The following is an 11,827-nucleotide window of genomic DNA, read 5'->3' on the forward strand; positions in this document are numbered from 1 at the left end:
GCTGCTCGCCTATCTGTGCAGCGACGAGCCGGACTACGACGACGGGCGCGTCCCCCCGCCGCTGAAACCGCCCGCAAGACTGAAAGGCGGGCGCAGAATGTGGCTGCCGCGCCCTGCTCCGACAGAATGGGGCGTCGGCGCGCGCATCGGCGCCGCCATACGGTCATTCGCGCCGCCGACGGAAAGCCGCGGGCATACCGGCGACGGAACGCCGACAGGGCGGACAGTGCGCCCGCATATCCGCCGCGCCCATTGGCACGGTTTTTGGACGGGCGCGAGAAAAGAGCCGGAAAAGCGGCGCTTCGTACACCGTTGGATACCGCCGATCCCGATAAACGTCCGACCGGACGACGAACTGCCGGCGGTGATACGGGCGGTGAAGAAAAATAAAGGAGAAGCAAAATGATAAAGTATTTTCCAGTTTCAGCGTTAAGCGACAAAGATAAAAAAATAATCATAAAGAAATTCCCGCTCGCCGGCACGCCGGCCGAAGCGGATTATACCGGCGACGGTACAGTGTTTCTCGTCGTCGTGCAGGGGCGTCCCGCGAAAATGTTCTACCCGCTCAAAAACAGAGAGGGGACGCCGGAGCTGCCGGAGGAGTTCTTCGTGAACATACACCCTGAAGCGGAGGGGCTGACCAACATCTATCTTGGCAGGGTGTCGGGCGGCGTATTTTTCGCCATGCGCCGACTTGAGGAAAAAGAAAAATCCTCCGTAACTGATGAATACATGTCCGTCTCCAGCGCGGCGCAGATTATCGGCGTCACGCGGGCGCATTTGTCGCATCTCTGCGCGAAAGGCCGCGTTCCCGGCGCCCAGCGCATCGGGCGCTTCTATCTCGTGCCGCGCGAATGGGTGGCGGCGCGCGTGCTGGCTCGAGTCGGCAGCGTCACGCGCGCCGAAGCGGCACGGCGCCTGGGCGTATCCCGCCAGTATGTAGGGCAGCTCGTTCGGTCTGGCAAGCTGGAAACCGCCGACGATGGGCGCGTCATACTGGACTCGCTTGCGCGCCTGATGGCGGAGCGGGAAGGAAAATAAAATCGGGGAAGATTGTTCTTCCCCACCTCTTTTCTTTCCCAAAACACCCTTTCAATAGCATATCAGGAACACAGACGGAACCGATAAAAAATAAACTTTTTAAAATACAGATTATAGGCGGATTATCAAAAAGATATGATTGTTATTATGGATATCGAACAATTTTATCTGCGAAATCCCCCTCTCGCCGCTCGACGCGCTCTTTATGGCGACATCCGGCGTATGCGTGACGGGGCTCGGTACCGTCGACATATCGACCGGCTTCGGCGTGCCGTCGCAGCTCGTTCTGCTCGCGCTGATACAGATCGGCGGGTTAGGCTTCATGACCGCCATGATGACGCTGTCGATCGCGGTCGGTCGCAGGATAGGCATAAAAGGCAGGATATTTTTTCTCGGAGGGCTCGGCGTCGAAGGAGTGCAGGGCGCCGTCTTGCTCTTCTTCGTAGTGATACGCTTCACCGCTCTCTTTGAGGCGCTAGGAGCGGCGGCGCTCTTCGCCGGCTTCCTCTCCTGCGGCGAAGGCTTCGCACGCGCCGCCTACTTCGCGATCTTCCATTCAATAAGCGCGTTCTGCAACGCCGGCTTTTCGCCGTGCGGCGGGGGATTGCAGCGCTATGCGACGACGATAGCCGTACCGGCCGCCGTGATGCTGCTCATCACGCTCGGCGGCATCGGCTTCCCCGTTTACGCGGAATGCGCGCAGCTGCTGAAGCGCGGTCCTTCTCACAGGCTTTCGGTCTACGCGCGGCTCGTGCTCGTAACTTCGGGCGCGCTCGTCGCGCTCGGCGCTCTGCTCCTGGCGATTTCCGAATGGAACGGCGCTTTCGCCGCTTTCCCCGCGTGGGCGAAGCTGTGGAACGCGCTTTTCGCGTCGGTTACGGCGCGCACCGCCGGCTTCGAGACGGCACCTTCCGGCGCTCTGACGGGGGCAGGGCGGGCCGTGATGATAATGCTGATGATAATAGGAGCGTCGCCTTCGTCTACCGGCGGCGGCGCGAAGACGACTACCTTCGGCGTGCTCGCCGCGTCGGTGTGGAGCGAGCTGCACGGACGGAGCGTGCCGTCGTTCATGAACAGGACGATCGCGGAGCGCGCCGAGCGGCGCGCGATTTCGCTTATCGCTATCTATCTTTTCACGATTTTCGCGGCGTCGCTGCTGCTTGCGCTGACGGAAGATTTCCCTTTCTCGTCGATTCTCTTCGAGGTCGCGTCGGCGCTCGGCACTGTGGGGCTCACGGTCGGGATCACGGTGGAGCTGTCAACTTTCGGCAAAGTAGTTATAATTGTTCTGATGTTCTGGGGAAGGGTCGGAATTTATTCCTTCGTCTCAACGCTCGTAAAGGACGGCGGAGATTCCGGCGTGCGTTATCCTTACACGCATATCCCCATCGGATAGGGGCGTATTTAATGGACGTAAAGGGTGAAAAGAAGAAAAGAAGTTTTCTGGTGATCGGGCTCGGCCGCTTCGGGGCGGCGCTCTGCGAAAAGCTCGCGGAGCGCGGGCAGTATGTGATCGGAATCGATTCTCTGCCGCAGCCGGTCAACGAACTCGCCGACAGGATAGCGGTAGCGGCCCAGCTCGACGTCACGGACGAGAGCGCGCTGCGCAAGGCCGGCGCCGCTGAAGCGGACGTCGCCGTCGTCACCATAGGGGAGGCCGTCGAAAAAAGCATCCTCTGCACTTCGATTCTCGTGGAGATGGGTATCCCGCTCGTCATAGCACGCGCCGCTAACTGTCTGCATGCGAAGGTGCTCGAGCGCGTCGGCGCGCACAGCGTGATATTTCCCGAGCGCGATATGGGCTTCAGCATAGGAGAGAAGCTCGTCTATCCGTGGTATTCCGCGTTCACGCACATAGGCGGCGGAGACTTTCTGCTCGGCAGGATACGCCCTCTGCCCGACATGCTGGGCAAGGATATGGCGCAGCTGAAATTCTCACAAAAATACAAAGTTATTGTTATACTTATGGAGTATGGCGGCGCTCAGCATACGCCAGACGCCGCGCGCCCTTTCGAAAAGGACGACAAGATATGGGTGCTCGGACATACCGCCGACATAGGCAGGCTCGTCGCCGAATGCGATATCGCCGACATGCCAGGCGCGGAAGAGGCAAAATTATCGGGCGTTGATCAGAGCGCCCGAGGGAGGCTGTATTAATGGAAATAGAAGAGATGAGAAAGGCCCTGAAGGAGAACGGCTTTCTCGAACGCCTTGAAAAGATAAAGGAGTCCGGCCTTGAGAAGATCGAGGGAAGTTCTCTGCCGGAGCATCTGCAGCTGGTGCGCGCGAATCTCCTCGGCAAAAAGGGAGAGCTCACAGAGATATTAAAGAGCGTCGGGCAGTCCGCGCCCGAGCTGCGCAAAACTCTCGGACAGGCGGCAAACGAAGTAAAACAGATCCTCACCGAAGCGGTGGAAAAACGAAACGCTCAGCTTCTCGACACAGTATCCGCGTTCGAAGGGGAAGCCGATGTAACGGTCCCCGGCGCGGAGCCCTTCACAGGCGGACTGCACCCCGTAACACAGATGTGCTACGATTTGAATGACGCTTTCCTTTCTCTCGGCTTTGAAGTCTTCTCCGAAAATGAAATAACGAGCGAGAAGTACGCTTTTGACAACCTGAATTTCGCTCAGGAGCATCCGGCGCGCGAGAGCATGGATACCTACTGGCTCAAGGGGCACGACGAGGGGCGCGGAGCGGAGCGCCTCTGCCTCCGCCCGCACCTCACCGGCGCTTCCGTCCGCTATCTACGCGATCACGGCGCTCCGGCGCGCTTCGTATACCCGGGACGCGTCTACCGCAACGAGACGACCGACGCGCGCCACGAAAGGGCATTTTTCCAGTACGAAGCGCTGATAGTGGACAGGGATTTTTCCTTCGCCTCCGGCATGGTACTGATCAAGACTATTCTTGAAAGGGTTTTCGGCCGCGAGATCGACGTGCGCATGAGGGTGGGTTTCTTCCCGTTCGTCGAGCCGGGCTTCGAGATCGACATGAAATGCCAGGTCTGCGGCGGCGAAGGCTGTAGCGTCTGCAAGCACGTCGGCTGGATAGAGGTCATGCCGGGCGGCACCCCTCATCCGAACGTTCTCAGGGCCGCCGGGCTCGACCCGGCCGTGTGGTCGGGCTTCTACATCAACATAGGGCTCGACCGTCTCGTCATGATGCGCTACGGCGTAGACGACGTGCGCCTCTTCCACAGCGCCGACCTTCGTTTCCTTGAGCAGTTCAAGTAGGGGGAAAATACCATGAAGCTGTCATTGAACTGGATAAAAAAATATGTCGACCTTCCGGCCGGCCTCACGATGGAAAAACTCTCCTACGACCTCACTATGTCGACCGTCGAAGTCGAGGAGGCGACGGATCTCGCGGAGAGCCTCTCCGGCCTCGTCGTCGGGCGCATCCTCACGGTCGAACCCCATCCCGACGCCGACAAGCTGCGCGTCTGCACGGTAGACACGGGCGACCCTGCGCCGTCGGTGATAGTCTGCGGCGGCGTGAACTTGGCCCCGGCGCAGCTCGTAGCGGTAGCGAAGCCGGGCGCCATAGTCAAATGGCACGGCGAAGGCGAGCCGGTCGAGATAAAGCCGGCGAAGCTGCGCGGCGTCATGAGCTTCGGGATGATCTGCGCGTCGGACGAGATAGGGCTCGGGGAGCTCTTCCCGGCGACGCGGCACGCCGAGATCATGGACCTTTCAGCCTTCGACGCGAAGCCGGGACAGCCTCTCGCCGAGGCGCTCGGCCTCGACGACGTCATCCTGGAGATAGACAACAAGTCGATGACGAACCGCCCCGACCTCTGGGGGCACTACGGCATGGCGCGCGAGCTGGCGGCCATCTATAACCGCGAGCTGAAGCCGATTGAAAAGATGCCGTTGCCCGACACGGACGGCGGGCTCGATGTCGTCATCGAAGCGCCGGAGCGCTGCCCGCGCTACTGCGCCCTCGTGATAAAGAACATCAAAAACGTCCCGTCTCCCTTCGAGCTTCAGAGTATGCTCTGGCGCGTCGGCTCGCGCCCGATAAACCTGCCGGTCGACATAACGAACTATCTGATGTTCGCGACGGGCGTGCCTACGCACGCCTTCGACAGGCAGCACGTCGGCGCGGCGATACGCGTGCGCTGCGCCAGGAGCGGTGAAAAGCTCGAACTGCTCGACGGCACGATGCTCGATCTAACGCCGCAGGATCTGGTCATAGCGAACGAGACGAAGCCGATGGCGTTGGCGGGCATCATGGGCGGCAAGCTCGATTCTATACTGCCCGAAACCACCGACATAATACTCGAAATCGCTAACTTCGAAGCGCTCGGCATCAGAAAGTCTTCGCAGCGCCTTGACGTGCGCACGGAGGGCTCGGCGAGGTGGGAAAAGGGCATAGACCCGCAGCGCGCCGACGACGCGGTCGCGATGGCGGTCAGCATGATAAAGGAAGCTTTCCCGGATTCGCAGATCGCCGGATACGTGGACAAATACCCGTTGCCGCTTGAGAACGCCAGGGTGAGCGTCGGCCTCGACTTCCTGAGAAGGCGCCTCGGCCGGGAACTCACAGCCGGAGAGGTGACGGGCATCCTTTCGCGCCTCGGCTTCGCCGTCGAGGTCGGCGGCGGCGAGCTGCTCGTAACGGCGCCGGCCTGGCGCTCTACCGGCGACATATCGCTGCCCGACGACATATTAGAAGAAGTCGCGCGCCTGACGGGCTATGAAAACTTCGACTTCACGCCGCCGACGGTGCTGCTCGAAAAGGCCGTGAACCAGAAGGAGGTCAGACTGGAGCGCTCGCTGCGCGAATATCTCGCCTTCCGCTGCAACATGCAGGAAATTTTCACTTATCCGTGGGTAAACGACGAATTCGTCAGGGCCGCCGGAGTGCGCGAAGAGGATATGCTTGCGCTTTCGACTCCGCCTGCGCCGGAGGAGGCGCATCTGCGTTCGAGCCTCGTGCCGGGGATCATGAAGGCGGTATCGGACAACCTCCGCTACTTCACGGACTTCAGAATCTTCGAGCTGACGGAGGTATTTTTCGACAGGAACTACCGCAGCGCGAGCAGGTCGAGCGAGGACGAGCTCCTGCCCGAAATGGCGCGCCATCTCGCCGGAGCCTTCGTCGGCTCCGACGCGAGGGGGCTTTACCGCGCAGCGAAGGGCGTTCTCGCCTATATGCACCGCGCCGCCCAGATGGAGCCGCTCTCCTTCGCGCAGGTAGAGAAGCCCGCTTGGGGCGATGAAAGGCTGTGGGTGAACGTGACCTGCGGCCGCGAAGTGATAGGGGACCTGGCGCTCCTCTCGCCGAAAAGCGCGAAGGCGGCCGGCGTCAAGCGCAGCCTCGCGGTAATATTCGAGATAGACGTAGAGAAGCTTTCGGCGCTTCCCTCGCGCCAGAACGCCTTCGTGCACCTGCCTGAATATCCGCTGTCGGATTTCGACCTTTCGATAATCTTCGACGAAACCGTCAAATGGGCCGACGTCGAAGCGATAGCGAGAAAGGCCGACTTGGTGAAAGACGTGAAGTTCCTCGACGAATACCGCGGCAGACAGGTAGGCTGCGGCAAAAAGTCCGTCTCCTTCAGGGTATGGGTCGGCTCCGACAAGGGCACCTTGACCTCTGAGCAGATAGAGACCGTCTCGAAGCAGCTCGTCAAGAAGATAGGCAGGAAATTTGGCGGCGACGTACGCGGAGCATGATTCTTAAACGCAGCTTTGCTGCGAGCCATATAAAAACACTTTCGGAGGTGCGCGGATATGATCGAACAGTTTGAGAAAGTCAACGAGGCCCTTGACCGTCTGGAAAAGATTCTCACGGACATGAGAGCTGAAAAAGAGGCCCTTGTGCGCAAGGTGCAGGAGCTGAACGGCATAATAGAAGACCGGGACCTTGAGATTCTGCAGCTGCAGGAAGAGGTGGAAAAGAGCGTCGCGTCCAACAGGGCCGAAAAGGAAGAGATCAGCGGCTGCCTCGAGGGGCTTCTCGGCCGCATGTACAAGCTGACGTCCGAAGAGCATCCGTCGGACGCGCCGGATGCGCAACAGAATCAATAAACAGTGAGCGCCGGGGCAATGGACGAAGCGCGCGAGATCAGGTCGCTCGGAGACGGCAGATATACATTCTGGATCGGCCGCGGGAGGTACACGCTCTCCACAAAGATAGATTCCGCGCGCTTCATCCGCATCGTTGAAGACGCGGGCGCGCTCGTGGAGGCGTTCCCGCAGAATCTGGGACAGGACGAGCGCCTCGTCCTCGCGCTGCTGGCGCTGGAAAACAGGGTCGAAGAGCTGAACGACAAAATAGATGCTCTCACCGAAAAGTTCGGCGCCGGCGGGGACGGACGGTAGTGAAAGTGCTCGGCTTCGGCTGCTGGGACATATTCTTCATCGTCCTGGCGGCATATTTTATCGTGCGCGGCGTCTTCCGCGGCTTCGTAGGAGAGGTTATAACGCTCGCCGGCTTCATCGCGTCATTTTACCTCTCATTTCACTACTCCGGAGAGCTCGGGCACATCGTGGCCTCCTCCGCCGGGCTGAACGTACACATCGCGCAGGCCGTCGCCGCGGCGTTCATCTGGATTGCAGTGACCATAGCCGCCGCTACGCTGCGCATGCTCGCGAAAAGCCTGATCGGAGCGGCGCGCCTAGGCGCGGCGGATAAACTTCTCGGCCTCCTCTCCGGCGCGATAAAGAGCGTCGTCGCCGTCTACGTAGTGATAACGGCCGGCATCCTTCTTGCGCCCGTAATTTCTCCGACCTGGATGTCGGAGAGCGACATACTGCGCTACGCCGGCAGATGCTGGCCGGAGTTCCGCGCGATGTTCATCGATCTGAACATACTGCCCGAAGGCACGACGCTGCCCTACGGCACACTTGAAGAGATACTCCGCCCCTACAGAACGGGGGGCGACGGGCCGGAGGGCTATAGCCCGGAGTCTGGAAGAACTTAGGGATGTACATAGAACAAGCCGCCCTCGGCAGCCTTGAAATAGAGAAAATAAAAAACATCATAGCGAAGCGCTGCCGCAGCGAAATAGGCGCGCTCGTAACGGAAAACATAGCGCCCGCCGCGGACATGGCCGAATTGAAGCGCCGCCAGGCGCTTTTTGCCGACGTAGAAGAGTACCGCGGACGGAAGGGCGAACTGCCGTGGGTTAAAGACATCGTCCCAGTCGCGCCGATGCTCGACGCCGCGGAGGAAAACGGCCTGCTATCCGGCGAGGAACTCGTCAAGATTCGCCTTCTTCTGACCCTCGAGGGCAGGATGAAGGACGCGCTTTCCGCGGCGGTCGGCGAATACGGCAGCTTTTCGATACCGCTGCGCGAGATGCGCGACTTTTCCGACGAATGCGAAATGCTATCCGTCATCGACGACGACGGGCGCCTCTACGACTACGCCTCCGAGAAGCTCGGCAAGCTGCGCCAGCGCATGCGCGAGCTGAAGGAGACGATACGCCGCCGCGCCCACGCGATACTTGGCGACCCGCAGATAGCGCCGATGCTGCAAGAGCGCGTACTGACGCTGCGCAACGGCCGCCACGCCTTCCTCGTTAGACAGGACGCGATGCCGCAGTTTCCCGGCGCGGTCGTCGACCGCTCCGGCTCGGGGAACAGCGTCTATATGGAGCCGCGCTCGCTGATGAGCCTCAACAACGAATACGGCAGGCTCCACGGCGAGGAAATGCTCGAAGAAACTCGCCTCTTCCGCGAATTCACGTCGCGTCTCATGTCGCGCAAGAAGGGGATATTCGACGCGGAAAACGTCCTCGGGACGATAGACCTCTTCTACGCTCTCTCGGAAATGATGCGCACCGACAAGTGGCGCCTGCCGGAGCTTGACGAGCGCACGCTCTTCTCCTTCGTCCGCGCGCGGCATCCTCTTCTGGGGGCAAGATCCGTCCCCATCGAAATAAAGTGCGGGCTCGACTTCCGCATACTCGTGATAACCGGGCCGAACACCGGCGGTAAAACAGTTGCGCTCAAGACTGCAGGCGTATGCATATACCTCGGCTGGCTCGGCTTTCCTATCCCGGCCGGCGAGGGCTCGCTGCTCGGCGACATAGGAGAGCTCTTCACGGACATCGGCGACGAGCAGAGCATCGAGCAGAGCCTTTCGACCTTCAGCGCCCACATAACGCACGTGACCCAGATACTGAACAAAGTCACGCCGCGCTCCGTCGTGATGCTCGACGAGCTCGGCGCCGGCACCGACCCGGAGGAGGGCGCGGCGCTCGGCATAGCTCTGCTTGACTGGCTCAGGGAGGAGCGCGCCCTCGTCCTGGCGACGACGCACCACAATCCGATAAAGCGCTACGCCCTCGCGGCGGATAAAATAGAGACCGCGAGCGTCGAATTCGACGGCAAGACCCTTTCGCCGACGTATAAGATACTGATCGGCATCCCGGGGCGCAGCAACGCGCTGCTGATAGCTGAAAAGCTCGGCATGCGCCGTTCCGTCATCAACAGGGCGCAGCAGGCGATGAACGGGCGCGAAGTCTCGATGGAGGATCTTATCGGCGAGCTCCAGGAGAAGCGCTCGGCGCTCGAACGGGAGACCGTGGCAGTCGAAGCGTCGCGCAAAAAGTTGGCAAAGCTCGAAAAGGATTACGAAGAGAGGATGAAGGCGATAGAAGAAAAAAAAGACGCGCTGATAGCGAGCGCCGACAAAAAAGCTCTTTCCATCGTACGCAACGCCGAAGACTCCGCCCGCGCGCTGATCAAAAACATGTCCGACGCGAAGGCCGAAGCCGAAGCGCGACGCGAACTCGAAAAAAAGCGTGGACACTTCCACAAGATCGAAGACTCCGCCGCAAAGCGCGAAGAGAAAAAAGAAAGCGCGCAGTCCGTCGTCGCGGCGAAGCACGAGCTGTCGGCCGGCGACTGCGTCCAGATAATCGGCACGAACAAAAGCGCGTCCGTCGTCGAACTGAGGGGCAAAAAAGCTCTGATACAGGCCGGAGCCGCGCAGATAGAAATCCCCCTCACCAAGCTGAAGCTCTCGCAGCAGGCCGTACAGAGAGCCGCGCCGCAGGTGCGCATAAAGGTCTCGCGACCGGTCGGCGTGCCCTCGTCGATAATGGTGCGCGGAATGACGATAGACGAGGCGATGCCGATCGTCGAACAGTACCTCGACCGCGCGTACTGCGCCGGCTACGACAGCGTAACGGTGATACACGGACGCGGCGAAGGCATCCTGCGCCGCGAGGTGCAGGAGCTCTGCAAGCGCCTGCCCTACATCGCCGAACACAACCTCGGCGGACCCCACGAAGGCGGCTATGGCGTGACCGTAGTAAGATTCAAAAGATAAGATAGAACAGTCCGGATATATTTGTTTTTTGCTTGCTTATTGCGTAAAAGTTCGGGATACAATGAGAAATTTGAACTGAAAAGAGGCAGGCTTATGGAAAAATATATAATGACTTTGGAAGAGAAATTCTCAAAAATCAGCAATGGATATAAAGAAATCGAAATGCGGGCTGCGGCGGATTTCAAGTCGTATGGTCGGGAAAAAATAGCCGGATTGGCCAGAAAAGCGTATCGCTCAGATGTTTATCAAGTAAGAATGTACGGCGTGTTTTTATTTGGATATATCTCTGATGACGACGCCATATTGAAATTTCTAAAAGAAGAAGTCTCAAAAGATGAAAATTGGCGCGTCCAAGAGATATTGGCTAAATCATTCGATGAACATTGCAAGATCGTCGGCTATGAAAATTCACTTGCTATAATTGAAGAATGGTTAAGCTCAGACAATCCCAATACGCGGCGGGCAGCAGCCGAGGGGTTACGAATATGGACGGGCAGAGCGTATTTCAAAGATAACCCGAATGAAGCGATAAAGCTCCTTTCGCGCTTAAACGGCGATGAAAGCGAATATGTAAGAAAATCTGTGGGTAACGCATTAAGAGATATTAGTAAAAAATATCCTGAATTGGTCGAAAAGGAGCTGAATTCCTGGGATATTTCAAATAAGCGTGTGGCGCAAGTTTATAAGTTAGCTTATAGGCGTATTAAAGACAACGATCCTGAAAGATAAGATTTGCGTTTTTGCATGTCTAGATCCCGCGCTTATGGGGGTAGTGTAACTTATTCTGTGTAAACCCCTTGCCCCTGGATCGATGTAAGACATCAAAGGGTTACCGTTACTGCTTCAGTATCACCATAATGACATACGCTATCCGGGCTGTCAATGGACTGCAGCCCGGACTTTTCTTATAGGCGTTTAGGGCTATTCCAGATCTCCGGGTTCTATGCGTTCCTCAAAGTAAATGCACAGCTGTGACAGAATTTTACTCCAGTCCCTGTCCCTGCCGGTCCACTTTTCAGTGATGTCCATCGTCGCAAGATAAAGGAGCTTGAGAAGGGCGTCGTCTGAGGGGAAGATCGTACGTGTTTTTGTCACTTTCCTGAGCTGCCGGTTGTAGTTCTCGATCTGGTTTGTCGTATAGATCATCCGGCGCAGCTCATAGGGATACTTGAAATAAGCGGATAACTGAGGCCAGTTGTTCCGCCAGCTCGCTACCGAAGACGGGTATTTCGAGCCCCACTTCTCTTCAAGTCTGTCAAGCCCTTCCTCGGCCTGCTCCAGTGTAGGAGCCTGATAGACACCCTTCAAATCATTCATAAAAGCCTTAATGTCCTTGTAAGAGACGAATTTTGTCGTGTAACGGATCTGATGGACGATGCAGCGCTGGACTTCGGCCTTGGGATATACGGCGCTTATCGCATCTGCAAAGCCTGTCAGGCCGTCGACGGAGATAATGAAAATATCTTCGGTGCCGCGATTACGGATCTCGTTAAGA

Annotated in this window: 11 protein-coding genes and 1 pseudogene; 11 read left to right on the forward strand and 1 reads right to left on the reverse strand. The window is 58.3% G+C overall.

The features are described from left to right. The 11 genes and pseudogenes from EH55_RS14390 to EH55_RS03925 form a co-directional block, all read left to right on the forward strand. A pseudogene (locus tag EH55_RS14390) lies at positions 1 to 406 on the forward strand (hypothetical protein); the annotation flags it as partial. After that, a complete protein-coding gene (locus tag EH55_RS03880; RefSeq protein ID WP_037974966.1) occupies positions 403 to 1,041 on the forward strand; it encodes a helix-turn-helix domain-containing protein in 639 nt (212 codons plus the stop codon). The pseudogene EH55_RS14390 and the gene EH55_RS03880, both read left to right, overlap by 4 nt. A 139-nt stretch (positions 1,042 to 1,180) precedes the next feature. Further along, on the forward strand, positions 1,181 to 2,437 hold the full coding sequence (locus EH55_RS03885) for a TrkH family potassium uptake protein (RefSeq protein ID WP_037974967.1): 1,257 nt from the start codon (positions 1,181 to 1,183) through the stop codon (positions 2,435 to 2,437). A gap of 11 nt (positions 2,438 to 2,448) precedes the next feature. Beyond that, positions 2,449 to 3,198: a potassium channel family protein gene (locus tag EH55_RS03890; protein WP_037974968.1), complete on the forward strand. Its 750-nt coding sequence runs from the start codon at positions 2,449 to 2,451 to the stop codon at positions 3,196 to 3,198. Continuing rightward, complete coding sequence (locus EH55_RS03895) at positions 3,198 to 4,277, forward strand: phenylalanine--tRNA ligase subunit alpha (protein ID WP_201769336.1); 1,080 nt, start codon at positions 3,198 to 3,200, stop codon at positions 4,275 to 4,277. Before EH55_RS03890 ends, EH55_RS03895 begins: the two co-directional genes overlap by 1 nt. A gap of 12 nt (positions 4,278 to 4,289) precedes the next feature. Beyond that, entirely contained in the window at positions 4,290 to 6,725 is a 2,436-nt protein-coding gene (gene pheT, locus EH55_RS03900; protein ID WP_037974969.1) for a phenylalanine--tRNA ligase subunit beta, read from the forward strand. A gap of 57 nt (positions 6,726 to 6,782) precedes the next feature. Further along, positions 6,783 to 7,079, forward strand: coding sequence for a hypothetical protein (locus EH55_RS03905; RefSeq protein WP_037974970.1), 297 nt, complete (start codon positions 6,783 to 6,785; stop codon positions 7,077 to 7,079). Positions 7,080 to 7,097: 18 nt separating this feature from the next. After that, complete coding sequence (locus tag EH55_RS03910; protein WP_037974971.1) at positions 7,098 to 7,373, forward strand: hypothetical protein; 276 nt, start codon at positions 7,098 to 7,100, stop codon at positions 7,371 to 7,373. Then, complete coding sequence (locus tag EH55_RS03915) at positions 7,373 to 7,975, forward strand: CvpA family protein (RefSeq protein ID WP_037974972.1); 603 nt, start codon at positions 7,373 to 7,375, stop codon at positions 7,973 to 7,975. The genes EH55_RS03910 and EH55_RS03915 overlap by 1 nt, the downstream gene beginning before the upstream one ends. 2 nt (positions 7,976 to 7,977) lie before the next feature. Continuing rightward, on the forward strand, positions 7,978 to 10,332 hold the full coding sequence (locus EH55_RS03920; protein WP_037974973.1) for an endonuclease MutS2: 2,355 nt from the start codon (positions 7,978 to 7,980) through the stop codon (positions 10,330 to 10,332). Positions 10,333 to 10,425: 93 nt separating this feature from the next. Then, positions 10,426 to 11,061 (forward strand): DNA alkylation repair protein, encoded by a 636-nt coding sequence (locus EH55_RS03925; protein ID WP_037974974.1) that lies wholly within the window; start codon positions 10,426 to 10,428, stop codon positions 11,059 to 11,061. A gap of 192 nt (positions 11,062 to 11,253) precedes the next feature. Here the strand turns inward: EH55_RS03925 and EH55_RS03930 are convergent. Beyond that, on the reverse strand, positions 11,254 to 11,827 hold a 574-nt coding region (locus EH55_RS03930), incomplete at its 5' end, for an IS256 family transposase (protein ID WP_037974975.1).

The sequence above is a fragment of the Synergistes jonesii genome (assembly GCF_000712295.1).
GTDB classification, from domain to species: domain Bacteria; phylum Synergistota; class Synergistia; order Synergistales; family Synergistaceae; genus Synergistes; species Synergistes jonesii.